Origin of the sequence: Floridaenema flaviceps BLCC-F50, from assembly GCF_041929275.2 — a bacterium.
In the GTDB taxonomy this organism is placed as follows: Bacteria; Cyanobacteriota; Cyanobacteriia; order Cyanobacteriales; family Aerosakkonemataceae; genus Floridanema; species Floridanema flaviceps.
Genome location: NZ_JBHFNR020000001.1, coordinates 3,743,753 through 3,768,860 on the forward strand (window position 1 = coordinate 3,743,753; position 25,108 = coordinate 3,768,860).

Genomic DNA, 25,108 nt, shown 5'->3' on the forward strand with positions numbered 1-25,108 from the left:
GAAACCATATACTTATAATTCGTTCAATTAAGTTCATTTCTGTCAATGCCTTGTTTGGTAATAAAAGGAAAAAGTAAGTGTTGAAGAAATTTATTATTCCTTGCATAATCTCGGCTCTGGTGTTGATTGGGCCAACGGCAATCCAATCTTGGGCGCAAACATCGCCTTCACCAAGTCCGACTCTCACGCCGGAAGCATCTCCTACGTTAGTCTCTCCTAGTCCGGCATCGCCGGAAGCATCGCCCACACCGGGATTAGTTTCTCCTCTTCCACCAGAATCACCTTTACCAGATGCCTCGCGTCAGGAAGCTACCACACCAGCCACAAATGAAGCCTCGAAAATCGACACCGGGGATAGTGCCTGGATGCTAATTTCCTCAGCATTAGTGTTGTTGATGACACCGGGATTAGCCTTTTTCTATGGTGGGTTGGTGCGATCGCGCAACGTCCTCAACACCATGATGATGAGTTTGATCTTAATGGCAGTTGTTGGTGTCACCTGGATCTTATGGGGTTACAGTCTCGCCTTTGCCCCTAACTCCTATATACCAGGAGCCAATCCTCCGTCGTACAGCGCTAGTCCGATCATAGGCAGCTTGAATTGGGCATTTATGAATGGTGTTGCCATCGATCAACCAGATCCGGTTGGCTACGCACCCACCATTCCCCATCAACTATTCATGGTTTACCAAATGATGTTCGCCTTCATCACCCCTGCCCTAATTTCAGGGGCTATTGTGGAGCGAGTCAGTTTTAAAGCTTACTTCTTTTTTATTCTCCTTTGGTCTACCTTTATTTACTCACCCCTAGCTCACTGGGTTTGGGGCAAAGGTTGGATCGGTACTATGGGAGCTTTAGACTTCGCAGGCGGAACCGTCGTACATATTAGTTCCGGTGTCTCCGCCGTAGTCGCCGCTTGGATTTTAGGCCCAAGGAAGACTTACCCCACGCAACCCGCCGCCCCCCACAACGTCCCTTATGTTTTACTGGGAATTGGTTTGCTGTGGTTTGGCTGGATGGGTTTTAACGCTGGTAGTGCTTTAGGTGCAGGCCCATTAGCAACAGTAGCTTTCGTCGCTACTACAGTAGCCAGCGCTGCTGGGGGTTTAACTTGGACGATCGTGGAATGGGTATTAAGAGGTAAACCCACTGCTATTGGCATTGCTAGCGGATTTCTGGGAGGTTTGGTAGGCATTACTCCCGCCGCAGGTTACGTCACTCCCATAGGGGCGATTTTGATTGGTTCGATCACCGCTTTCTGTTGTTTTTGGTCCGTCAGCTTGCGGGCGAAGTTGCAATTCGACGATTCTTTGGATACTTACCCGATTCACGGCGTAGGCGGTACTATAGGCGCAATTCTTACCGGAATCTTTGCGACTAAGCTAGTTAACAGTGCGGGAAATGATGGGTTACTATATGGCAATCCCGGATTAGTTGTTACCCAAATAATTGGTGTGGTAGCTACCTATATCTTTGCTGGTGTTGGTACAGTAATTATCTTGAAGCTTCTGGGATTGGTGATGCCGCTGCGGGTGAAACCATTGGCAGAAGACCAAGGTTTAGATATCAACGAACATGGCGAAGAAGCTTATGGAGAAGAGTTTGCTTCCGGGTTGAGTCTAGGCGAGTAACTTATACTGTTTTGGATTTTAGATTTGCTCTATTCTGAACGAAAAAGGAAAATCTAAAATCTAAAATCTAAAATTTAAAATCGAATGACCGATCGCACTCTCAAATCAGAACCAAACACATTGAAATCGAATCGGGTATTAAATTCCCTAAAGAATTACCCGACTTGGGCTTTGCTGTCTCTAGCTGTTAATGCTTTACTTATACTGGTGGTTGGCTGGCTACTACGTGATAGTTGGTGGCCCGTTGATTATCAGATTAGTCCTTCTGTTGCTAGAGAAAGTCTGTTGTTAGAAGCTTCTTCCACCACTCCCGGTTTAGGAAAAAGACATCAGTTGACTTATCAAAAGTGGATGGATATTTTGCAGCAGGAGGCGAAAGTTGCAGCCGAAAAACAGCCAACACATTTAAATATTTTGTTGGGTGATTCCTTGAGTCTGTGGTTTCCGCCAGATTTGTTACCGACAAACAAAAACTGGTTAAATCAAGGAATTTCCGGGGAAGTTTCCCAGGGTTTATGGCGGAGGTTGGGGTTGTTCGATCGCACTCAACCGGAAAGAATCTACATCATGATCGGGATTAATGACTTAATTAGGGGAGTGGACGATCGGACTTTGTTGCAAAATTACCGCCTGATTCTGCGACGGTTGCGACGAGTTCATCCCCAAACCCAAGTCATAGTACAGTCGATTTTACCTCATGGTGGGGAAGAAGCAACTTGGGAAGGGCGCGATCGGTTAATTGCTATTCCCATCACTCGCATTCAACAGCTTAACCAACAATTAGCTGCGATCGCCCAAGAAGAAGAAGTAAAATTTTTAGATTTATATCCTTTATTTACCAATGCTCAAGGTCATCTTCGCGCCGATTTAACCACAGATGGATTACATCTTAACCGCCAAGGTTATCTAGTTTGGCGATCGGCAATCCAAATGTATACACAGTTAGTCCTTGGGGAGTAGGGGAGATGTCTGTTTAATTTTCTTTGATGACAATGAATCAGCCCTGCCTATCTCCCCACCCCAGTCCCCAATCCCTAATCCCCAATCCCCAATGAACCAGTCTCCGCTTCCAGACTACACCGATCGGCTGCAACAACAAATGCAGCTAATCGGTGTTTCCAGTTTTAAAGCACTCAGTCAGAAAGCAGGTGTATCAGAACGGCAAATCAAGCGACTGCGGCGCGGTGAGGTGATGCAAATGCAAATAGAGACTATTCTCAAGCTGAGTTCTACCTTGCAAATGCCGCTAAAGGAGTTTTTAGCCGCTTTTTCTGCTTCCCAATTCCAGTTTACCCAGTCATCAGACAAATCAACAGCACTCGAACAAGAATACCAAAGATTACAAAAGCAACTCGCTCAACAGCAAATTACTTTACAGCAGGAGTTCCAACAAAAAAGCCTGCAAACTTTGGAATCTTGGCTGATACAATGGCCTACAGCAGCTTACGCAGCCCAACAAAACCCCCAAGCGCCAGCGGTGAAATTGTTGCCTCTGTTACGCCCTGTGGAACAACTTTTGCGAGAATGGGGAGTGGAGGCGATCGCTTCCGTAGGTGCACAACTACCTTTCGATCCCCAACAGCACCAACTCATAGAAGGAGTAGCACAACCAGGCGATCTTGTCAAAGTAAGTCATGTTGGCTACCGTCAGGGTGACAAACTGCTCTACCGTGCTAAAGTGAAGCCTGTTTTTTCTGCAAAGTAGAAGTTAACTAAGCACTCTTTGTGGTAAAGTCAAATGCTGATAGCTTCAGCTTTAGTGTTGAGCTACTACAAAAAAGCGGCTAAATATGAGCAAAATTTTTAGCCCGGTTAACGTTCCTAAACATTTAGACAAAACCATTTGCTAGACAATATGAATTCTCGCCCTGATTTTAAAATTGTTCAACCTAGTGGAATTTTAGATAATCCCAAAGGCACTAAATTCCGGGATGAAATAACTAATTTAATAAATAATGGAGCTAAAGTTATCTTGGTGGATTTTCAAGATGTTACCTTTATGGATAGTTCAGGATTAGGCTCTTTAGTATTAGCATTAAAAACAGTACGTGCTTCGGGAGCCAAGATATTTATTTGCGCGATTAATGACCAAGTGAAGATGTTATTTGAACTCACCAGTATGGATAAAGTTTTTACAATTTTACCCAACCGGGAGGAGTTTATGAATCAGTTTGATTCAATAGTTTTAGCAAATTCTGATGGCTCACCTACCGCATAATTAAAAGTTTATTTCTAATATAGATAAGTCATCATCAAAAATAGGTTTTGGGTTAATCGATCGCACTGCTTGCAAGATTGACTCTAAATTAGACTGACCAAATCTTCTCGTTTTGGCTAGTAAATTAATAAATTCATCTAAAGACCAAATACTCCCATCTCTTTGATGGATTTCATAAATGCCATCACTAAAAATGTAGAGAGTACTAGGAGATTCAATTTTACATGACTTATCAGTAAACATCACATCGGGAAACATTCCAATCGGCATACCAGGTGTTTTTAAAGGTTGGACTTGTTGATTATTAGGAGACTTTCCTGAGATCAGGACTGCTGGTGGGTGTCCAGCACTAGCATAAATTAATTGATGATTGACTTGATTGTAAACGCCGTACCAGATAGTAAAATATTTATCGTTTTGGTAGGCTAATTGGAAAGTTTGGTTTAAAGCACTTAAGACTTCACTGGGTCGATGATAATTGAGATTAGGAATGGTACGCGATCGCAAAATGTTAAGTACAGAAATAGAAGGTAACGTAGCTCTTAATCCATGTCCAGCCGTATCCAACAAATAAATAGCTAAACAATCCGAATCTAACCAAAAATAATCAAAACAATCTCCTCCCAAACGTTGCGAAGGGATAAATACAGACTCAATATTTACTGGTTTAGTTAAAAGTTCTGGTAACAGAGAACGGACATATTCAGCTGCTTCCGCCCATTCCGCTTCCAACATTCGCTTTTGAGTTTGTAAGTCGTGACTAAGTTGGTGTAATCGTAGCCCCGCCCTTACCCTAGCTCTTAATTCATTAACTTCTATTGGTTTAGAAATGAAATCATCTGCACCTGCATCTAATCCTCTGACTCGATCCTCGATCGATCCCAAAGAAGTTAGTAAAATAAAAAACGTCGTGGAAAGTGCTTTGTCAGCTTTTACCCGCCGACAAACTTCAATCCCATCTAACCGAGGCATCATCCAATCACAAATAATTAGTGCCGGATGTAATTGCTTTGCTTGTTCTAAACCAGATTCACCATCACTGGCTACTGCTACATCATAACCTTGTTTTTTCAGCAACCTTGTCAGTATTAGCTGAACAGCCGGATCGTCATCAATTACGAGAATTTGAAACATGGACTAAGAATGATACTATTGATTTAATATAGAATCCTCGACCAAAGTTATCCAAAATTTTTGTCTGAGTTGGGGAGATGCCAATTTAACAAAATACCACTAGCAAGAGGTCAACTAGAGGATATCCTGTAATTATACATAAAATTACCAATTGAATTGGAAAATTGGCTCGGTGTAAGCTAAATTAGTGACGGGAAATTTTCTTGAAGCTAAGGGTTTGGTGAAATTGTCAACTTTAAGCAAAAATTGCCTACAACTGAAAAGTGATTTAAAAGCTTTAACTGATGTTCTGATTTGGTTCGATCAGTTATATAATTCCGTAATACCGAGAGAAGTGTGGTTGCGCTGTCAACTTGCTTTGGCGGAAGCTTTTACTAATGGGGTGCGTCACGCGCATAAGAATCAATCTGTGGAAGTGCCGATTGAGATTGAAGTTACACTCACAGAAAACTCTATAGAAATGCGAGTTTGGGATTATGGTTCCCCCTTTGATTTAAAGGAAAAACTCAAAATCATGCCTGTGAATCATGAAAATGATTCTGGCGGGGGAAGGGGTTTACGGTTATTAGAAGCTATATCAGATCATCTTAGTTATACACGCAGTAGTGACGATCGCAATTGCTTACTAATGATCAAATATTACGGTAATGAGGACAAAGGATCGAGCCAGTGAGAAATTACCAGTTTTAACTGATTGAGTTCCCGATAAACTTCTTGCTTAAACCATTGTCCGATCGCATCAAAAGGAGTAAAAACCTGTCCTGTTTGCCAATTAATATCTTGTCCTAAAGGTGTTAAGTGATTACCTTTTAATGTTCTGGCAAATACCAGATCGGCAAAGAGTTTTTGTAACATTTCGGTTAAGGCTGGAGTTTGGTCGATCGTATCGTCAGCGAATCTAATTAATAAATTACGTCGAATTTGGTAGCCTCTCAGGATAATATTCTTAGTTTCTAAAGGCGAAGGAGTAAATTCCACGTTGAAAGAGTTACTCAAATTTAATTGCTGCACTAGGGGAATCGCATCTCTAGCGGCATAGTTATTGAAAGAAATTAAAATATTTCCAGCCCTGTCTACGGGGAATAAGCTACCAATTAATAAGTGTAATTTGCAACCCATACTATGCCCAATCCCATAAATGGGGAGATATCCTTGGCGCAGTAATCCTCGACGGCGCAATTGTTCTAACGTGCGATCGAAATTTAGCAGCACATCTTTAGCGATCGCAGCATGGTCTAAAGTATTGACAAAAGGCGTAGCTATTACGAGATACCCCTGTTTTCCCAAGTATTCTAATAATAAACGATAGGTGATTTGCGGGGCAGCAGCGACAAATGCACCACCTAAGAAATGTACGATCGCGATCGGACGTTTGGGAATCAGCACCCAGTTACCAGAAAATTCTTGCCAGTCCATACCCAAACAAAGGTAGTTAACACTTCTTTATGTTAATGCGATGACAGCGAATTTGCCGCAAATGTTGAATCCTGAGTTAAAACAGTTTCAGACAATTAGGAAATAGAGATGATAATGACACGAATTACTTTAGCAGAAGCTCAACTTCGTTTACCCGAACTGATTGCCAGTTTACAACCTGGGGAAGAAGTGCAGATTTTTGAAGGCGATCGCACTGTCGCCAGATTGATTGGCGAACTCCAACCACACCGCAAACCTCGCCACCTGGGAGTGCGATCGGAACTCTAACCATTGTGTCCGAAGACGAAACCCACTTGGAAGACTTTAAAGATTATATGCCATGAAGTTTTTGCTCGATACTCAAGCATTCCTGTGGTTTGTACTCAACGATCCTGCACTTAGTCAAGTCGCCCGTGATTTAATTGTCGATCCGCTTAATGACATCTTACTTAGTCCTGCTTCCTATTGGGAAATTGCCATTAAAGTTAGTATTGGTAAGTATCAAGTTCCTGGTAATTTTGAAACATGGATGGAGCATCAAATCCAAGTTAACGAATTGGAAATATTACCGATTAAAGTTGCTCATGCAGCTGCGATCGTAACTCTACCATTTCATCATAAAGATCCCTTCGATCGGCTTTTGGTTGCCCAAGCACTCACAGAAAAAATCCCAATTATTAGTGCGGATGCAGTGCTAGACAATTATGCACTCACTCGTTATTGGTAACTACGATCATCTGCGATCGCTTCCAAAACTTGCAAGGCTTGTGTTTTTAGGTGAGGAAAGTCTTCCAGAAACTCAGCTAAACCTGATTCACCTTCTAAGTAATCAAAAAAGGTTTGTAAGGGAACTCTTGTGCCAACAAAGACAGGAACACCGCTCATAATTTCTGGATCGGTATGAACAATGCCTTGACGATCGAGCATTGTTTGGATTTTCATAACGAATTCACTGAATTGATTTGATGAAATCCTAGCACTGGTCAAGCTGCGATCGCACTGTCGCTGCAAGAGTTTCAAGATTATATGCCATAAACGCTATGATTTAATGCAGCTTGGTGTAACTTCAGAAGTGAAAAGTTGCCAACGCGAAAACAGTCAGATACAGCAATATTTCTTTGTCAGTTGCTTTCTAACTTGTACCAACCGATACAAATTTTCCGTTACGATCGCCACTTAAAAACGATATACATCCAGGCTGGAAGGCAGGATGAAATTGCGCTGATAATTGATGAAGAAGGAAGTTGGGAGTTTGTGCTATGACACCGAATCTGGCTCAAATGTCGAATACTGAGTTAAAACTGTATCTTTCGGAACATAGAAATGATGAGGAAGCCTTTCGCGCCGCCTTGGAAGTATTAATGAGTCGTCGCAATCCCGCTAATCGCCAACCTTATCCTTTTGATCTTGCGAATCCAGAAAAGGAAGTTGAAGCTATTTTGAGAGAGAAACTCGATCAAAGTAAATAAAAGAAGTATGTTGTTGCGCTGTCTTCGCTAAAAGCTGGAAACGCGATCGCACTCTCGCCAAACTGATTGGCAAACTCCAACCACAAAGCAAACCTCGCCAGCTTGGTAGTGCGATCGGAACTCTAACCATTGTGTCCGAAGATGAAACCTACTGGGAAGACTTTCAAGATTAGAGGTTGAGAATTTTAGAAAAGAATACCTATACTGAGATCTTGCACCTGCGATGCGAGCCCGCCTGCGAATCAATTCGCAGGCTAATAGCGAAACTCCTCTAAAGAGGACTAAATAGTTAGAATTCAAAGGCTTTTAGTCCATTTTAATGGACTTGAGCTATTAGCCTGCGAATTGATTCGCAGGCGGATTTTGGGACTGGTGAAAGATCTAAGTATATACTTAGATAAACACTTCGTCTGGTAGAAGATGAGCAACGACACCAGTGTTAAGAAAATCTTAATTCTGGCAGCGAACCCGAAACAAACCCCACAATTGCGTTTAGATGAAGAAGTGCGGGATATTCGCGAAGGGTTGCGGCTGGCGAAAAACCGCGATCGGTTCATTTTAGAGGCGAGGTGGGCGGTACGTCCGAGAGACATTCGCCGCGAGATTTTGGATTTTAGACCCCACATTATCCATTTTTCGGGGCATGGAGCGGGGGAAACTGGATTATGCTTTGAAGATGAAATGGGGCAACTGCAATTAGTCACGGGAGAAGCACTGGCAGGACTTTTTAAGCAGTTTGCTAGGCAGATAGAATGCGTGTTGTTGAATGCTTGTTATTCGGAAGAGCAAGCTAAAGCTATTGTCCAACACATTGATTATGTAATTGGCATGAATAAACCTATTGGTGACAAAGCAGCCATTGAATTTGCTGTTGGTTTTTATGATGCTTTAGCAGGTTTCGATCCGCAATATGATGAAGGTTCGCCTGTAGAATTTGCTTATGATATTGCTTGTAATGCGATTTCTCTGGAGGGGCTTTCGGGGGAATTGATTCCAGTAATTAAAAAGAAACCTAACCTAGTGCCGAGAGAACCAGAAAATAAACCAGTAAATATAAATAATTCTATGAATACTAGTCAACTATATACAGGTCGAAATAAACTTTTTGTTTGCGAAAGGCTGGTAAATCAAAACTCTCAGCGGACATACCGACTCGGTAAGAGCAGTAGCGATTGCACCCAATAGCAAATTCGCGGTTTCCGCTTCCAACGATCGCACTTTAAAAGTTTGGGATTGGGAATCGGGCAATCAACTTAAAACTCTCAGTGGACATACCAACTCGGTAACAGCAGTGGCGATCGCACCTAACAGTAAATTCGCCGTTTCTGCTTCTTGGGATCACACCCTAAAAATTTGGGATCTGGAATCTGGTAATGAACTCAAGACTCTCACCGGACATACCGACTTGGTATATGCAGTGGCGATCTCACCTGACGGCAAATTTGCTGTTTCTGCTTCAAGGGATGACACCCTGAAAATTTGGGATTTGGATGAGAAAAATGAACTCAAAACTCTCACAGGACATACCGATTCGGTAAATGCAGTAGCGATCGCATCTAACAACAAATTCGTTGTTTCTGCTTCAGGCGATAACACTGTGAAAGTTTGGGATTTGCAATCTGGTAATCAACTCAAAACTCTCACCGGACATACCAAATCGGTAAGGGCAGTAGCGATCACATCTAACAGCAAATTCACTTTTTCTGCTTCTTGGGATAACACCCTGAAAGTTTGGGATTTAGAATCTGGTAATCAACTCAAAACTCTCAGCGGACATACCGACTCGGTAAGAGCAGTAGCGATTGCATCCAATAGCAAATTTGCGGTTTCCGCTTCCAACGATCACACTTTAAAAGTTTGGGATTGGGAATCCGGCAATCAACTCAAAACTCTCAGCGGACATACCGACTTGGTATATGCAGTAGCGATCACACCTAACAGCAAATTCGCCGTTTCTGCTTCGCACGATCGCACCCTGAAAGTTTGGGATCTGGAATCTGGTAATGAACTCAAAACTCTCACTGGACATACCAACTCGGTAACAGCAGTGGCGATCGCACCTAACAGCAAATTCGCCGTTTTTTTTTCAGGGGATAGCACCCTGAAAGTTTGGGATCTGGAATCTGGTAATGAACTCAAAACTCTCACTGGACATACCAACTCGGTGACAGCAGTGGCGATCGCACCTAACAGCAAATTCGCCGTTTCTGCTTCATACGATCGCACCCTCAAAGTTTGGGATTTGGAATCTGGTAATGAACTTAAAACTCTCACTGGAGATACCTACTCGGTCACAGCAATGGCGATCGCACCTAACAGCAAATTCGTTGTTTTTGCTTCAGGTGATAACACCCTGAAAATTTGGGATTTGGAATCTGGTAATGAACTCAAAACTCTTAGCGGACATACCCACTTGGTATATGCAGTAATGATCGCACCTAACAGCAAATTAGCCGTTTTTATTTCTTGGGATAACACCCTGAAAATTTGGGATTCGGAATCTGGTAATGAACTGAAAACTCTCAGCGGACATACCAACTCGGTAACAGCAGTGGCGATCGCACCCGATAGCAAATTCGCTCTTTCTGCTTCATACGATCACACCCTCAAAGTTTGGGATTTGGCAAGTGGAAAGGCACTCAATACTCTCACCGGACATACTCATTGGGTAAAAGCAGTAGCGATCGCACCTAACAGCAAATTTGCCGTTTCTGCTTCCGCCGATCGCACCCTGAAAGTTTGGGATTTGGATAGTGGAAATGAGATCGCCACTTTCACCGCAGAGTATCCTTTAGATTGCTGTGCTATAGCGCCCGATGGAGTGACAATTGTGGCGGGTGATTGGTCAGGTAGTGTGCATTTCCTGCGTTTGGAGGGGTTGCCACAAGAATAATTTTAAACACAGAAACATCAATTAATATTGCAGTGAATATGAGCGATTTTCCCACCCAATTAGCCAGTATGTCGCCATCCCAAGAGGGGTAATTTCTCAACAAAATACCTGCTGCTTTAGCTGCTAAATCCCAAACAAACAACTGCTAAATTATTAATTAATTTCGATTTTATTAATCCCAAAATTTCCGCTTTCCCACCGCAGCAGCTAATTGACGATGACAAATTAGCTTTGCCTCCTCACTTTCCCCTTGATTCAGAAAAAAAGAATTGCAGGAACAGAACGGAAAAAGAATGATACATACGCTTCGAGCGAGAAGGAAGTAATAAATACTTCGTATGCTAATATTCTTAATATAAATTAATATGTTTTAAAAAAACTTGTTTGTAATTTATTTTAACACCTAATAATATTTCTATTAAGCAACATAATGTTGACAGTCAATACTAAGGCGAGATTATGCTTGTAGAATAGGGCGCTTTTGATGACACGCCAATAAGACAAAAGATCGGAGCGTGTAAATTTTGATCTGACTAGGTAAAAAGTTTAAAAATTCAGATAAAAATTCCCAGTATATTTGTAGGAGCAAAGCAAGATGGAGCCAAAGAGAGCCAGAAAAGAAAATGTATTGAAAATCACAGATTTCCCGAAGGGAAAAATGGTAAACAACGAAGAAGATGCGCTACAAGCTTACGCTGTTTCTGTAGCGAAACACAGATATAGTGAAGAATTAATTAGGCAAACTATAAAAGAATTAGCAGACATCAAATTTGCTTTAGATAAAGCAGCGATCGTAGGAATAACAGACGCAAAGGGAATCATCACTTATGTCAATGACACCTTTTGTGAAATTTCTCAATATTCGCCAAAAGATCTGATCGGAAAAGATCACCGAATCGTCAATTCCAGTTATCACAGGAAAGAATTTTTCCGGCAAATGTGGTCAACTATTAGCGCTGGAAAAATCTGGAAAGGGGAAGTCAAGAATAAAGCGAAAGATGGCACTTATTATTGGGTAGATACTACCATTGTGCCGTTTTTAAATGAAGCAGGAAAACCAGTACAGTATTTGTCAATTCGATTTGAGATTACCGAACGCAAGGAAGCGGAAGAGGCGCTAAAGCGATCGCAAGAAGAATTAAGAGAAAAAGCCGAACAGTTGGAACAAGCAATGAATCAACTAAAACAAGCCCAATCCCAACTCGTTCAAGCCGAAAAAATGTCATCTCTCGGACAATTAGTAGCTGGTGTCGCCCACGAAATTAATAATCCAATTAACTTTATTTATGGCAACTTGACTCACATCAACGAATATGCCAAAACCTTATTTTACATTTTGGATCTATATCGACAACACTATCCGAATCCCGTACCGGAAATTAAAGCGGAAATCGAGTCACAAGAATTAGATTTCGTAGCTGAAGACTTGCCAAAATTGCTGGATTCGATGACTTTAGGAACAAATCGCATCCTTCAGGTAATTGTTAGCTTGCGAAACTTTTCTCGCCTAGACGAAGCGCAAAAGAAAGAAGTCAATTTACACGAAGGAATTGATAGTACCCTGCTAATTTTGCAAAATAGGTTGAAAGCAAGGGGAAAATATCCAGGGGTTGAAGTTGTAAAAGAATATGGCAAATTACCCTTGGTGGAGTGTTATGCAGGGCAACTTAATCAGGTATTTATGAATATAATTAGTAATGCGATCGATGCGGTTGCATCTCGCTTTACTAACGATGCTTTAGAAATCGAGACTGGCAAATTAATCACCAAGGATGGGAACGATCGCCAATCCTCTTTACTAAAACCAAGGATTTCCATTTCTACTGAAGTAGTGGGGAAACAATGGGTGAGAATTGCGATCGTAGATAACGGTATCGGAATGACAGAACAGGTACGCCAAAAAGTATTCGATCCCTTTTTTACTACCAAACCTATAGGTTCTGGAACTGGACTTGGTTTGTCCATCAGTTATCAGATTGTAGTAGAAAAACACGGGGGAAAAATAACTTGTATTTCCGCACCCAAACAAGGAAGTAAATTTATCATTGAAATCCCAATACAGCAGTCTAAATGAAATACAATGTACGTAGTTGCGCTTGAGCGCTAAAGCGCAACTACGTACCGATTAACTACCAAACCTAGCTAACAATTCCTCGCGAGATAATTGCAACAATAAAACAGCAAATTCCTCGGATGATAACTCCAACAAAGGTTGAATAATTCCCGATAATTCTTTATCCAAATCACCAAATCTCGCCCGCAAGAAATTTTCTATTATAGTGCGGCGTTCCGTCCTTGCGCCGCGCTGCAAACCTTGCTGAAAACCTCGTTCTTCTCCTTCAAGTAAAGCTTCTTCTCGCCATTGTAAAAGTAGTGGTGATAATTCCATAATTAACTCCTCATCTTCGATCTCGATATTTTGACTTGCTTGAATAGTTGCTTGTAAATTAGCTAATAATAACAGAGCATTTGACCTTAATGGATGATTGGCTGGAAGGTTGCCTATTTCTTGAATAGCTTGTTTTTGCACATTTTCTCTACCTAAAAGCCTCAGCCATAGCGTTTCTTCCGTACAAGGTAACTCGTGAATTGCCACAATTCCTGTCTTTAGGTATTCTCCCAAAAAATAAACTCCTGAAGGCCACTTGTTGAGCTTGTATTCCGCATTGAATCCATTTAAAATGGTTGGTGAAACAGTAGGGGAAAAAATCCACAACCAAGGTAAATCAGCTTCCTCAAAGCAGCTGTTTTCCCACTGCCGCTGACGTTGTATATTGGCTTGAATGTCAAATAGTTTACTCATACAACCCCGAATTTCGTTTGGGTTTACGGCATTGCGGAAGGGTTCAAAGATGGATGAAGTACTGGCGAGTTGTCCCAACAAACCTAACACTTTGGCATCGCCTCTTCGTTCTGTGGGGTAAGGAGTGAACCACACATCTATTTCTGGCACTTTGCCAGGAACATCTTGGCTGGTTTCTACGTCCCCAAGAAGAGTCAACAATTCTTTTAGATAATCCTTGGCAAATCGATCGTAAATAAGTTTCGTCATTTATTCGGAATGTTAACAACTGGAGTTTATTATTAACCCACATTCCACGTAACATCAAGTTGTATAAAATACACTAACACACCATTCAAGTTGGGAGTTTTAAAGCCTAAACTCCTTGCAGCGAGGGTTCCAGGCAAAAGATCTTAATAATTATAGAAAAATAAATACTACTATTAAGATGCAACACGAGCGGCCAAAATTTAAAAATTCGATCGCCAAATTTTCCTGACTACTGGCTTTAAGGTGTGAAACCTGGGTTGATACACAACCTCTATCCTTGTAAATTATGTGAAAATATGATATGATTTTTTTTTGAAAGTATGATATTTTGGAAAAGTTATGATATTCTAAAAAAAAACATAGCTAAAGGGCTTACCTTAAGTATAAAATTGAGTCAATTGTGCATTGATGAAGTGGAGAGAGCTTTGATGGTCATTTAGATCTCAGTTCCTCCAAGCAACTTCCTAATTTCTGCTTTAAATGTAGCGAAGGAAGCAAAATTAAGGAGATCGTGTATCAAAAAATAAAACATTAACCTAACGGCAATACTCCAATGCAAAATGACTCATCTTTGTTAACTCTGGAAAACCAACATCGGGAACGGCACAAACGGAATCGGAAACGTTCTAAGCGACGAAGTATTTACTGCCCTATTCATGCTTGCTATCTTGATAGTGTGAGCCAAAAACATCGGCTCTTTGCCAGTCAGATTGATCAACTTCGACAACGCGGTATTTCTCGAAAAAATGCTTTACAGCTGATTGCTGAACGAACAGCAGTGCAATTGCAAAATGAGTGGTTAGAAGCTTTTTGGTGTCAACATTGTCAGGAAACCAAATGGTACCATATTCGCAAACTAGATACTTCTTATAAAATTTCGATCGCACCTGCTGAATTATGGCAAACTGTAACAGGTGTCATTGATCCCTACGGTAATCCATCTGTCAGCGAATTTACGAAAAGACAATCTCGGATGAGATGTCCACATAACATTTCGTCTGTTAACCCAGGCTGAGGGTGAAGCGATCGAGCATTTTAGCGAATCGCTAAGTAGCATAAAATTGTATTAGTATCTGTGAGCAATATGCTGACAGCAATAGTACAGGTATCACTATGAAGGAACTACTGCTAAACCCCATCAGCATCATAATGATTCTGTCAGTTTTTGTTGTGTATTTTCTGATATTTCTGCACTTATTAAATAAAAAAAATCTTCTGATTTTAGAAAAAATTTCTATAGTATTATTCATATTTCTCTTGTCTGGTGCTTATGTGTTGTACTTAAGGTACTTAAATCCTGCTAATTTCTCCTATCTTTATCTTGGTGTTCCCCTAACGAATACACAGCAACTGTTTAAGATAGCGCAAGTTTTCATTTATACAGTCTGGATTTTTATTCTCAGAGCTACCTTCCGTGGCATTTTTCCCCATACCTTTTTTTTGTTCAAAGACCCATTTGTAGGAAGTTTACTTTTTTTGACATTACTTTCTGCTGCCTGGTCAGACACTCCAATTGTCACTTTGATCGGCTCATTAACTCTCTTAGGAATAGGTGCTTTTGCAGCTCACATTGCCAATAAATATGATTGGTCAGAATTGAGTAGCTTACTCAGGTGGGCTATTGCCTGTGTGGGATTGTTGAGTATTCCTGTTGCTCTGTTTGTGCCCTCACAAGGCAGAGTACTAGGAAGTTGGAATGGAATTTTTGTACACAAAAATCCCTTTGGAGCCCTAATGGGTTTAGGTGCAATTCTCTGGTACCTTTCTGCTCAGAATAAAACACAGAATCAGAAGCTTAAAATTACTCTCAGTCTAGTTCTGGTAATGGAAACCTTTTTGTCAACTTCTGGTGGGGCAATTTCAATCTTATTGATTCTTTTTAGTATAGTTTCGGCATATAAGCTTTTAATTAAACTAAATAATCGTTCAAAGTACCTATTTATTCTATTTCTGATTATTACGATCGTTCCCACAGCCTATCTTGCACCAGAAATTGCAGATAGCGGACTGGCTATACTTGGTAAAGATCCCAACCTTACAGGGCGGGGAGATTTTTGGCCCCAGGTGATCGAGGTAATTAACAAGCGACCATTACTAGGGTATGGATATATGGGGTTTTGGCAACCTTGGCGAGGAAATGGAAGCCCATCTAATATTATTCGTTTGCCTGGAGGAGACTTTATACCCGAACAGCCTCATAATGGCTTTCTAGACATGGGTACTTCATTAGGTTATGTAGGCGTGACAATACTGCTACTTTCAGTTTTGAAGAACTTTATCTTTGCAATTATTGCTCTGATAAATAGAAAATATGCTGAGTCTTTAATTCCCCTGCTTATTCTGTTATATCTCCTACTGAGAAACTTTTCTGAAACTGGATTATGGATACCTAGCTTGGACTTTTTCTTATATGTAATATTAACAGTTCGTCTAAATTTAGAAATGAAGTCGTCATGGAGGTTATTACCCAATTGAGAAGCAAGTGTACAAAAATGTTTGGTAAACTAACTCGATTTAATCAGACACTAGGTACAGATATACAAAAAATTCTCTCAAACGTTACCTGGTTATTTGTCGATCGGGTTATACAAACTGGGCTAAGTTTTTTTGTTGGGGTCTGGGTTGCCCGTTATTTGGGTCCAGAGCAGTTCGGAATTCTCAATTATGCTGCTAGCTTTGTGGCTCTGTTAAGCCCCCTAGCAGGATTGGGACTAGACGGTATTGTTGTCCGCGATATTGCTCGAAACCCATCTTCCAAAAATGCCACATTAGGCTCAGGGTTTTTTCTACTTTTAGCAAGTGGAACTCTGACTTTCTTACTTAGCATTGTCTTGATCCTTCACCTGAAGGCAGACAGCATCTTGACTCAATGGGTAGTGGGCATTCTAGCTGCGGGGACATTGTTCCAAGCTTTTAATACTGTTGACCTATGGTTTCAGTCACAAACACAGTCAAAATACACCGTCTTAGCCAAACGGTCTGCCTACATTGTTTTAACTCTGACCAGAATTGTCTTAATTCAACTCCATGCCCCGCTCATCGCTTTTGCCTGGGCGCGTTTAGCAGAAATCGCATTGGCAGCAGTGGGATTGGTGGTTATTTATCACCAGCAAGGGGGACAAATAAAGGATTGGAAATTTAGTATAGACCGAGCCAAAATGATGTTAAGAGATAGCTGGCCTCTGATTATTGCAGGACTCAGCACTTACATCTATGCAGGGATTGACCAGGTAATGTTGGGACAGATGGCGACTCTAAAATCTGTGGGAACTTATTCAGTGGCAGTACGATTGTCCGAATTCTGGGACTTTATTCCAATGGTACTAGCCCAATCAACCCTGCCTACCCTTGCCCGCAAGTATGAAGAAAGTGAGGCAAGTTTCTTAAGCAGTTTGCAAAAGTTTTTTGATCTGATGGCTCTGAGTTGGTTTGGTATTGCTGTAGTGGTTTCGGTTTTGTCTCCCTGGATTATTGCTACTCTGTACGGAACCGCTTATAAAGGCTCTGCTATGATTCTGTCTATTTATGTTTGGGGGCAGTTTGGCAGTAATTTTGGAGTTGCTCGAAGTTTATATATGAATGTTAAAAATATCCTCAAGCTGTCTTTAGTCATTAGTATTGGGGGAGCAATGTTGAATGTTCTACTAAATCTCTACTTAATTCCTAAATATCAAGAGTTTGGAGCAGCGATCGCCACTTTAATTACCTATTTTTTTGCAGTAATCTTCACCAATTTTATTTTTAGAGAATTGAGACAATTATTGCCAATAATATTTAAGTCTTTAATCATTCCTCAAGCATTTATGCGGTTAGTTCATAGTTTTAGAAACACATCCGGTTGAACAAGACTAATTAAACCATTTAATATCGATTAAGAGTAAGAAAAGTAGATAAGAATGATTGAAATTAAGCCAGAATTACAATATCAGGCAAATTGCCCACATTGTACAAAACCGCTAATCCCAACCAGCACACTCTGGTACGGGATACATATTTGTGTTGAATCAACCTGTTCAAATTGTGGAGCCGAAATAGTTGAACAGATGAAAATTGGACATACTCTGATGGGTGGATGCCTGGTTGACCTGAAAGCAGCGGAGGTATTCGGAGATCAAAATGTAAAAGCATGGTTTGGCAAAACATTGCTACAGGCATTACAAAAACCCAATTTCCAAACCGTTGCCATAGTAAAAGAAGTTTTCCAACCTTGCCAGAGAGTGATTCTCCTAAACTGCATTGACTATATGTATGGTCATAGCTTATTGAAGTTGCTAAACGCCCAGAGGCATCTGGAACAGCACCGGGAGTACGGATTGATTGTGATTGTGCCTAAGTTTCTGCGCTGGATGGTACCTCAAGGGGTGGCTGAGATTTGGACTATTGACATTCCCTTGAAGCGAGGGCTGGATTACTACCCCAGTTTCAACCAATTTGTTCTCAAGGAACTGGAGCGATTTACACAAGTCCAGGTCAGCGAAGCTTATTCCCATCCTAGTCAATTCGATATCACTAAGTTTACAGGTATACCAACCCACGACTTTACACAAAAACAGTTCAACATTACGTTTATTTGGCGAGAGGATCGTCTCTGGTGCAATGAATTCTTATTTAGGCTTTTGAGGAAACTAAAATTGCTCGATCTGGCATTAATTCTGCAAAACTGGAAGATTCACAGACTGATGCGCCAGATAAAAGCTAAGGTACCACAGGCAAATTACGTTGTTGCTGGGTTGGGCAAGAAGACCCAATTTTCTGAATGGATAGAGGATTTGCGAACAGATGTATTTAACGAAAAGGTAGAAAGGCAATTGTGTAAAGTTTACTCCGATAGTCGATTGGTTATCGGCATTCATGGATCAAATATGCTACTTCCATCAGGTCTTGCAGGAATGACCATTGATTTAATGTCTGATGGGCGATGGAAGCACAACTTTGCTCAGGATATTCTCTATCAAGAAGCTGATTCTAGGATTGCCACCTATCGATATTGCTTTTTGCCGGAGCAAATAAAGCTTCAAAATCTCGCAAATATTGCTGCAAGCATGGTTACAAAGTTTGATTCTTTTTGCAAATTAATGACATCTGACAAAGCTAAGTAAAGACCTTTGTTACCTTTCTAAGGTCGGACACAACTACGAGCTATTTTGGATAATGCTTCATCTAAGAGCTTTACCAATAAACCAATACGCTCGATTTTTGTAAAGACAATCCACAGGAGTTACCGTGAGAATATATACTTTTGATGCACCAGAAAAAACACCTGTAGAGTTTTTATATCCTCTAAGACCCGCAAACAGAAACCCAGAGTTTAGCCAGCTTATAGCTGAGTCAGAATGGAAGGAAGTTAAAAACATAAAGGATTGTGATATTGCGATCTTTCCAAACAAAGTATTTGAGCCTTTAGATTTTACATTCGACTCTTCGGTTTTTGATGCAGTTCGACTCGCTGAATCTTTTAACAAGCCAATAATTATTGATGCAACCTGTGATTACGATCAACCTCTAATAATTCCTCATGCAAGTATTCTTCGATTTGGCTTATTTAAAACATTAAAGCTGGAAAACGAGTTTGAGAGACCCTACTGGACTAAGCAAAAGCAGAAAGAAGAGTTACAATCTTTGCCAATTGATACTTATTCTAGTAAACCATCCGTAGGTTTTTCTGGCACAACAAATTCAGACGGAAAATTCTTTAAAATTGGTCGAGCATTGCCATTATTTGTGGCAAAAAAACTTTTGGCTAAAGGTAATATTGCTCGTCCCATAGACCTCAGACTAAAAAAGGGAATGAGTCATAAGTTGCGGGCATCAGCAATGAAATTTTTAAGTCGCGATGCAAGAATTAAGTGCAATTTTGATATCACAAATGAATTAAAAAACTATTATAATCTTGCCAATCCAAACAGAACTTCTATAGAAACAATTTTTAATGAAAATATGTCTAAAAGTGACTATATTCTCTGTGTAAGAGGCGTTGGTAACTACACTGCACGTTTTTATATGACTCTCAATGCTGGGCGTATTCCTTTGGTCGTTGATACTGATAAAACCTTTCCTTTTGAAGAAAAGATCCACATGGTTAAAGTACCTCCTGAATCTTTGCATAACATTGCTGATTTTATGTTGCAACATTTTGAATCAGTAACCCCAAAAGAATTGGCAGAAATGAAGCGGCAAAACCGAGAGGTTTATAACCAGTTTCTTGCTCCACACCGTTATATTCCTAATTTAGTTCAAAGTATTGTGGTCAATCATAGCCACCTTAAATAAGATCTGAACGAGTATTGATGGAATAATTTCGCTCAAAGTGCACTATATTATCCACTAATTTGATTCCTTTTTCCAATTGATGACAGCTGATAGAACCCTATGAAAACACCTGTTGCTCTTATAATTTTTAAACGTCCAGACATAACTGCTAGGGTATTTGAAGTAATACGCCAGGTCAAGCCATCTAAATTGTTGATTATAGCAGATGGTCCGCGTGCCGATCGTCCCGATGAAGCAGAAAAATGTATTGCTGCCCGTGCTGTCGTCGAGAATGTGGATTGGGATTGTGAGGTTAAAAGAAACTATTCCGATGTCAATTTAGGTTGTGCACTTCGTCCTGCCACCGGAATTAGCTGGGTATTTGAACAAGTAGATGAGGCGATTATCTTAGAAGATGATTGTTTACCTCATCCCTCATTCTTTCCTTACTGTGAAGAACTATTGGAAAGGTATAGATTTGATGAACGAATCATGCACATTTCTGCGAATAACTTTTGTCAAAAAATGCGAGGTTCAAACTTTAGCTATTTCTTCTCTCGATACCCCCTATCTTGGGGTTGGGCAACATGGAAACGTGCTTGGAAATATTATGACTTTTCTATGAAACTATGGCCGGAAGTTAATCAAAAAAAGCTTCTAAAAGACGTAGTTCAAGATGATGACATTGTGAGAAATTGGAGTAATATTTTTAACGCAGCCTATAGCCAAACAATTGATGCTTGGGATTATCAATGGACGTTTACCTGCTGGCTTCAGAATGGACTAAGTATTTTACCCGCAACTAGCCTAGTTACTAATATTGGATTTGGTTCAGATGCTACTCATACCCAGACCAATTTTTTTGATCTTGATTTATCAGCCAGTGAAATAGATTTTCCCTTAAGGCATCCTTCCTACATGATTCGAGATAACTATCTTGATAAGCTTATAGAGAGAACTTACTATGATTATACTCCACCCTTACATAGAAGGTTACTTAGGAAACTTAAAAAGCTCAAGAAGTTTCAACTTTAATTTTTGCATAAGACTGAACCCTAACCGTAAGATTAAATGGGTTAGGTTGGCTCGTTAAACAGTTACTACTTTTCTGGCTCAACTTCCCTTTGCATCTGAACAAATTGGCGACTAGCTTGGCAATATTACGCGATCGCGGACTTTTCATGCAACCCCTTAAAATCTTGATTATTTCCGGCGCTAATCTCTTGAAGAATCCCATGTGTGGCAATTGGATTAATGGACTGAGTAAGGCAGGTCATCAGGTAGTTTCTGTATATTGGCAATCAACTCAACTCAGTTTTCAGCAACTAAGAAATTGGGGTATTACTGAGCCAACAACTGTCTTCCGTTTCTATAAGGAATTACCTAAATATACCCGAAACAATCTAGTCAAATTCCTTGGGGGAAGACCAGATATTTTGTTCTGTTGGGAAGGAGTACCAACACTCAAACCATTACAAGTGGTTAAACCCTATTTTCCAGAAGCAAAAACTGTTTTTATGATTGACACCTATCCCAACGCACCCCATCTCCTAAGTGAGTTATTCCATATCTTCCGCTACAGTGCCACTAATCGTTTAATAGATGCCTACATTTTTTACTCAGAGGCAATGTGTAAGCTATTTTACCAGCAGGTATTCTTAGCTAAAAACAAGCCTTACCTAGCATTAATAGAGCCTTTTCCTGAATCAGCTTTTGATTTAGGAAAAACTGAACTTCCCCAAGAGCTAAAGCTTGAACGAATTGACAATCAACCTTATGTCGTGTTTACGGGTAATGCCGAAAGCTTATGGAGTACCTATTATAAACAGGCACAGAATGCAGTTGGACAGTTTTTGTTACGTTTAGCTGCTCGGGGTGTGCATATCTTTGTCAATAACAATGCAGACCTGAAAAATATTGCTAACCTTCATCATTATCCTGCTTTCTCGAATGCTGATTTGTTAGAAGGAAGATTCGCTCGTTATCTTTCCCAGTTTGATGCTCACTTGATCTTCTATAACGAATTAAATAACACTATAAGGCGACGAGTTGCATCTGGTTTATCGACTCGTTTAGCATTTTCTCTAACCTCTACTTGTCCGATCGCAGTTAGTCAAACCAGTCAGTTTATTCATGAGTACTGGTCCGATCGTCCCTTTGGCTTTATGTTTAGGGATGTTGATGATTTAGCAAATTCTTTGCAAGACCGGAAGAAACTCGATTTACTCAGAGCTAACATGGAAAAAGTTCATTTTTATTTCTCAATTGAATCTCAAAATGAGCGGATTTATAAATTTTTGACTGGTATTCTTTAACTAAGCAAAATATGGCATTGGTTCTCAAGTTTTTATCCAATCAACATGAATTATGACAAAACTGTGTTTAGGACAACAGGCTACCAACTTACCGGAACAAATATGTTCCCTGTTCAGGAGTTCCCTTCCCTCACCAAAATGTTCGGCTTGATTACCGATAGCCGGACAACAATTAATCGTCAACAGGCTGGTATTATTTTGAATTTACCCTGCGAGCGACAACTGCTATTATTTGGCGCCAGTTACAAAATCAGTTATCCTTGTAAAGATTTCCATCTATTAAAATTTGCTTTACAGCAAATTAGTAATCTTTTAGGAAATCAGGCTTCAGAATATGAAGACGATAATTTAACGGAAGGAATTTGCCGAGTTTTAGAGGAGTCGAAGACTCAAAACTTTAGCCTTTCTTAAGATCGATAGGAAGGATTGAAGTTTTATTCTACAGCACCCTGTTGCTGACTACTTATCCCCATTCAACAAAGTTACTGGTGTGTGATTTATGAAAATCTTGAATTTGACAACTGCAATTCCTAGTAAATATGGCACAGGCGCAGATATTGCATCCCAGCATTTTATTAATGCAATGAAAACATTGGGACATTCTGTTTCTGTGGTTGGCTATCGACGTTGGGGCGATACTCATTCTTATGGTGAGGGTACGATCGAGGTAGGAACACGCCACATTGAAACAAGAGCAGCAGGTTATTATCCCCTACTTTGGGGTGCGGTGGCTCTGGTCCAGCAACTACCTTATACATCTGCTAAGTACTATTCAAAGCACTATGTTGAATATGTCAAATCATTGCTATCTAAGCATCGCTATGATGCAGTCATCCTAGAACATTCATCCCAGCTTTACTGGCTGAAATCTGCCCTGAAAAATCACAGCCAGGTAGCAGTTTTAGCGCATAACTTAGAGCATCAAATTTACCAGGAACGGCTCAAAGATTCCTCAAATCCTCTGGGACAGAAAGTGTATCAGCGGGAGGCACGATTAGTCAAACAAATTGAGGATGAGCTGGCTGTAACCAGTAAGGCAATTTGGGCTTTGAGTCCGAATGATGCAAATTACTTTATGCAGCCCGGTAAAGCCGCTACTGTACGAGTATTTGAATTACCTAGTAGCGCTACTGTGCCGATCGATCCAAACTATCCGAAAACATACGATATTGGCATGATTGGTAGTTGGATCTGGAAACCTAACATGGATGGATTAAATTATTTCTTCGATCGGGTTTATCCCCTTCTACCACCCCATCTATCCATTCGAGTTGCTGGACGAGGTGCAGAATGGTTAAAAGACAAATATCCCAATGTGGAGTATCTAGGGTTTGTGGAAGATGCTGAAAAATTTCTTGCCGAAGCGAAGGCAATAGCGATTTCTTCGATTCGAGGTAGTGGTGTCCAGATCAAAACTCTAGAAGCGATCGGATTGGGTAAACCCGTTGTGGCAACACCCTTTTCTCTGCGTGGGATCAAGGTTTTCCCCACAACCGTGCAAGCTGCTGAAACACCAGAACAATTTGCCCAATATTTACACTCAGCGATCGATAAGCCTGTCACCCCTGACGATCTAGAATCTGTCAAAGCTTGGGTGCAAAATCGACACAGCCAATTTCTGCATAGTGTAGATACAGCATTAGAGACTCTGGTTAACTAGGATTGAAGAACTATGCAGCCAACAAACATTGCCGTACTCCTGACCTGCTACAATCGGCGCGAAAAAACTCTGCAATGCTTGCAAGCTTTGTACCAACAAAACCTTCCTACCGGAATCGAATTGAAAGCTTACCTGGTTGATGATGCTAGCACTGATGGAACGGCAGAGGTAGTACAGCAGAAATATCCTGACGTTCATTTGATTAGAGGAACTGGCAGTCTGTTCTGGAATGGGGGGATGAGATTAGCCTTTGCCGCTGCACAAGCAGAAGATCCTGACTATTACCTCTGGTTAAATGACGATACGGTACTCTACCCCCATGCCGTAAAAACCTTGCTGGATGTTTCTGCTGTACTAGCTAGTCAAGGACAGGGTAAGGCGATCGTAGTTGGCTCCACCCTCGATCCAGAAACCAATATACCTAGCTATGGTGGTTTGATGCAGACCTACTGGTGGCATCCCCTAAAGTTTCACCATATCCATCCAGACCCCAACCAACCACGCCTGTGTGATACTTTACATGGAAACTGTGTCTTGGTTCCTCGTGCCGTTGCTGCCCTGGTCGGCAACTTGAGTCCAGAATACACCCACGACTTAGGGGACTATGATTATGGACTCAGAGCACGCCGGAAAGGTTGCTCTGTATGGATGGCACCCGGTTACATAGGAACTTGCTCTGCCAATCTCCCCAGTAATCGGATGGTAAAAGCTGAACTGCAGAAAGCTAACTGGGGTCAGGTCGATCGCCCTAAAGGATTGGCGCTAGAGGATGTCACTCTGCATTCATTTCAGGAGTGGAAAGCATTCAGCCGTGAAAATGGCGGAGCTTTCTGGTTTTTCTACTGGTTATTCCCTTACCGGAGATTGTTTTGGTTAATATTAACCAAAAATTTATCCGTGAAAACACATACAAATTGACATCTTTAACACCTGGGACAACAGTTATCTGGGGAATCACGGTAGTATTGTAGTTGAGCGATCGAGCATTGCCAAATTTGGGCATAACCAGAACTTAATTTCAGTTCAGGCTGGCAATATTCTTTCCGTCTCCAATATTTTAAGGTTCCGATC

The 25,108-nt window shown here is 40.8% G+C and carries 26 protein-coding genes; 22 read left to right on the forward strand and 4 right to left on the reverse strand.

Going from position 1 to position 25,108, the window contains the following annotated elements; genetic code table 11:
* Positions 1-341: 341 nt before the first annotated feature.
* From ACE1CI_RS18170 to ACE1CI_RS18185, 4 genes are all read left to right on the forward strand, one after another.
* Positions 342-1,631, forward strand: a complete 1,290-nt coding sequence (locus ACE1CI_RS18170) for an ammonium transporter (protein WP_459564072.1) — start codon at positions 342-344, stop codon at positions 1,629-1,631.
* Positions 1,632-1,715: 84 nt separating this feature from the next.
* A complete protein-coding gene (locus tag ACE1CI_RS18175; protein WP_413265116.1) occupies positions 1,716-2,591 on the forward strand; it encodes a GDSL-type esterase/lipase family protein in 876 nt (291 codons plus the stop codon).
* A gap of 91 nt (positions 2,592-2,682) precedes the next feature.
* Complete coding sequence (locus ACE1CI_RS18180) at positions 2,683-3,336, forward strand: helix-turn-helix domain-containing protein (RefSeq protein ID WP_413265115.1); 654 nt, start codon at positions 2,683-2,685, stop codon at positions 3,334-3,336.
* Between the two features lie 150 nt (positions 3,337-3,486).
* Positions 3,487-3,849: an STAS domain-containing protein gene (locus tag ACE1CI_RS18185; protein WP_413265114.1), complete on the forward strand. Its 363-nt coding sequence runs from the start codon at positions 3,487-3,489 to the stop codon at positions 3,847-3,849.
* On the opposite strand, the gene ACE1CI_RS18190 is transcribed toward ACE1CI_RS18185, so the two are convergent.
* Positions 3,850-4,983, reverse strand: a complete 1,134-nt coding sequence (locus ACE1CI_RS18190; RefSeq protein WP_413265113.1) for a PP2C family protein-serine/threonine phosphatase — start codon at positions 4,981-4,983, stop codon at positions 3,850-3,852.
* Between the two features lie 220 nt (positions 4,984-5,203).
* Between ACE1CI_RS18190 and ACE1CI_RS18195 the strand changes: the two genes are divergently transcribed.
* Positions 5,204-5,656, forward strand: a complete 453-nt coding sequence (locus tag ACE1CI_RS18195; protein WP_496615617.1) for an ATP-binding protein — start codon at positions 5,204-5,206, stop codon at positions 5,654-5,656.
* On the opposite strand, the gene ACE1CI_RS18200 is transcribed toward ACE1CI_RS18195, so the two are convergent.
* On the reverse strand, positions 5,623-6,399 hold the full coding sequence (locus ACE1CI_RS18200) for a DUF1350 family protein (protein ID WP_413265111.1): 777 nt from the start codon (positions 6,397-6,399) through the stop codon (positions 5,623-5,625). The two genes, ACE1CI_RS18195 and ACE1CI_RS18200, sit on opposite strands and share 34 nt — an antisense overlap.
* Before the next feature lie 114 nt (positions 6,400-6,513).
* Here ACE1CI_RS18200 and ACE1CI_RS18205 point away from each other — a divergent pair, with 114 nt between their 5' ends.
* Together ACE1CI_RS18205 and ACE1CI_RS18210 are read left to right on the forward strand one after the other, a co-directional pair.
* Positions 6,514-6,687 carry a type II toxin-antitoxin system Phd/YefM family antitoxin gene (locus ACE1CI_RS18205; RefSeq protein ID WP_496615551.1) on the forward strand — a complete coding sequence of 58 codons (174 nt, stop codon included), beginning with the start codon at positions 6,514-6,516 and terminating at the stop codon, positions 6,685-6,687.
* 52 nt (positions 6,688-6,739) lie between these two features.
* Positions 6,740-7,126, forward strand: coding sequence for a type II toxin-antitoxin system VapC family toxin (locus tag ACE1CI_RS18210; protein ID WP_413265109.1), 387 nt, complete (start codon positions 6,740-6,742; stop codon positions 7,124-7,126).
* On the opposite strand, the gene ACE1CI_RS18215 is transcribed toward ACE1CI_RS18210, so the two are convergent.
* Complete coding sequence (locus ACE1CI_RS18215) at positions 7,117-7,341, reverse strand: DUF433 domain-containing protein (protein WP_413265108.1); 225 nt, start codon at positions 7,339-7,341, stop codon at positions 7,117-7,119. The two genes, ACE1CI_RS18210 and ACE1CI_RS18215, sit on opposite strands and share 10 nt — an antisense overlap.
* A gap of 138 nt (positions 7,342-7,479) precedes the next feature.
* On the opposite strand from ACE1CI_RS18215, the gene ACE1CI_RS18220 reads away from it, so the two are divergent.
* From ACE1CI_RS18220 to ACE1CI_RS18240, 5 genes are all read left to right on the forward strand, one after another.
* Positions 7,480-7,662 carry a DUF6888 family protein gene (locus ACE1CI_RS18220; RefSeq protein WP_413265107.1) on the forward strand — a complete coding sequence of 61 codons (183 nt, stop codon included), beginning with the start codon at positions 7,480-7,482 and terminating at the stop codon, positions 7,660-7,662.
* Entirely contained in the window at positions 7,659-7,868 is a 210-nt protein-coding gene (locus ACE1CI_RS18225) for a DUF6887 family protein (RefSeq protein WP_413265106.1), read from the forward strand. The genes ACE1CI_RS18220 and ACE1CI_RS18225 overlap by 4 nt, the downstream gene beginning before the upstream one ends.
* Positions 7,869-8,288: 420 nt before the next feature.
* Complete coding sequence (locus ACE1CI_RS18230) at positions 8,289-9,053, forward strand: CHAT domain-containing protein (RefSeq protein ID WP_413265105.1); 765 nt, start codon at positions 8,289-8,291, stop codon at positions 9,051-9,053.
* On the forward strand, positions 9,040-10,761 hold the full coding sequence (locus ACE1CI_RS18235) for a WD40 repeat domain-containing protein (RefSeq protein WP_496615619.1): 1,722 nt from the start codon (positions 9,040-9,042) through the stop codon (positions 10,759-10,761). The genes ACE1CI_RS18230 and ACE1CI_RS18235 overlap by 14 nt, the downstream gene beginning before the upstream one ends.
* A 595-nt stretch (positions 10,762-11,356) precedes the next feature.
* A complete protein-coding gene (locus tag ACE1CI_RS18240; RefSeq protein WP_413265104.1) occupies positions 11,357-12,835 on the forward strand; it encodes a PAS domain-containing sensor histidine kinase in 1,479 nt (492 codons plus the stop codon).
* A 51-nt stretch (positions 12,836-12,886) separates the two neighbouring features.
* Here ACE1CI_RS18240 and ACE1CI_RS18245 read toward each other — a convergent pair whose 3' ends face one another.
* Entirely contained in the window at positions 12,887-13,813 is a 927-nt protein-coding gene (locus ACE1CI_RS18245; protein WP_413265103.1) for an RpnC/YadD family protein, read from the reverse strand.
* 553 nt (positions 13,814-14,366) lie between these two features.
* Between ACE1CI_RS18245 and ACE1CI_RS18250 the strand changes: the two genes are divergently transcribed.
* From ACE1CI_RS18250 to ACE1CI_RS18295, 10 genes are all read left to right on the forward strand, one after another.
* Complete coding sequence (locus ACE1CI_RS18250) at positions 14,367-14,828, forward strand: hypothetical protein (RefSeq protein WP_413265102.1); 462 nt, start codon at positions 14,367-14,369, stop codon at positions 14,826-14,828.
* A 98-nt stretch (positions 14,829-14,926) separates the two neighbouring features.
* The gene (locus tag ACE1CI_RS18255) at positions 14,927-16,288 is read left to right on the forward strand and encodes an O-antigen ligase family protein (RefSeq protein WP_413265101.1); all 1,362 of its coding nucleotides are present in this window, start codon (positions 14,927-14,929) and stop codon (positions 16,286-16,288) included.
* Positions 16,289-16,305: 17 nt separating this feature from the next.
* On the forward strand, positions 16,306-17,655 hold the full coding sequence (locus tag ACE1CI_RS18260) for a flippase (RefSeq protein ID WP_413265100.1): 1,350 nt from the start codon (positions 16,306-16,308) through the stop codon (positions 17,653-17,655).
* Between the two features lie 54 nt (positions 17,656-17,709).
* Positions 17,710-18,912: a hypothetical protein gene (locus ACE1CI_RS18265; protein ID WP_413265099.1), complete on the forward strand. Its 1,203-nt coding sequence runs from the start codon at positions 17,710-17,712 to the stop codon at positions 18,910-18,912.
* A 124-nt stretch (positions 18,913-19,036) separates the two neighbouring features.
* Positions 19,037-20,083 carry a hypothetical protein gene (locus ACE1CI_RS18270; protein WP_413265098.1) on the forward strand — a complete coding sequence of 349 codons (1,047 nt, stop codon included), beginning with the start codon at positions 19,037-19,039 and terminating at the stop codon, positions 20,081-20,083.
* A 99-nt stretch (positions 20,084-20,182) separates the two neighbouring features.
* Positions 20,183-21,097 carry a glycosyltransferase family 2 protein gene (locus tag ACE1CI_RS18275; protein WP_413265097.1) on the forward strand — a complete coding sequence of 305 codons (915 nt, stop codon included), beginning with the start codon at positions 20,183-20,185 and terminating at the stop codon, positions 21,095-21,097.
* Between the two features lie 104 nt (positions 21,098-21,201).
* Positions 21,202-22,377: a hypothetical protein gene (locus tag ACE1CI_RS18280; protein ID WP_413265096.1), complete on the forward strand. Its 1,176-nt coding sequence runs from the start codon at positions 21,202-21,204 to the stop codon at positions 22,375-22,377.
* 45 nt (positions 22,378-22,422) lie between these two features.
* Entirely contained in the window at positions 22,423-22,788 is a 366-nt protein-coding gene (locus ACE1CI_RS18285) for a hypothetical protein (RefSeq protein ID WP_413265095.1), read from the forward strand.
* A gap of 88 nt (positions 22,789-22,876) precedes the next feature.
* Entirely contained in the window at positions 22,877-24,037 is a 1,161-nt protein-coding gene (locus ACE1CI_RS18290; RefSeq protein ID WP_496615552.1) for a glycosyltransferase, read from the forward strand.
* A gap of 12 nt (positions 24,038-24,049) precedes the next feature.
* Entirely contained in the window at positions 24,050-24,955 is a 906-nt protein-coding gene (locus ACE1CI_RS18295; protein WP_413265093.1) for a glycosyltransferase family 2 protein, read from the forward strand.
* The last annotated feature ends 153 nt before the right edge of the window (positions 24,956-25,108 follow it).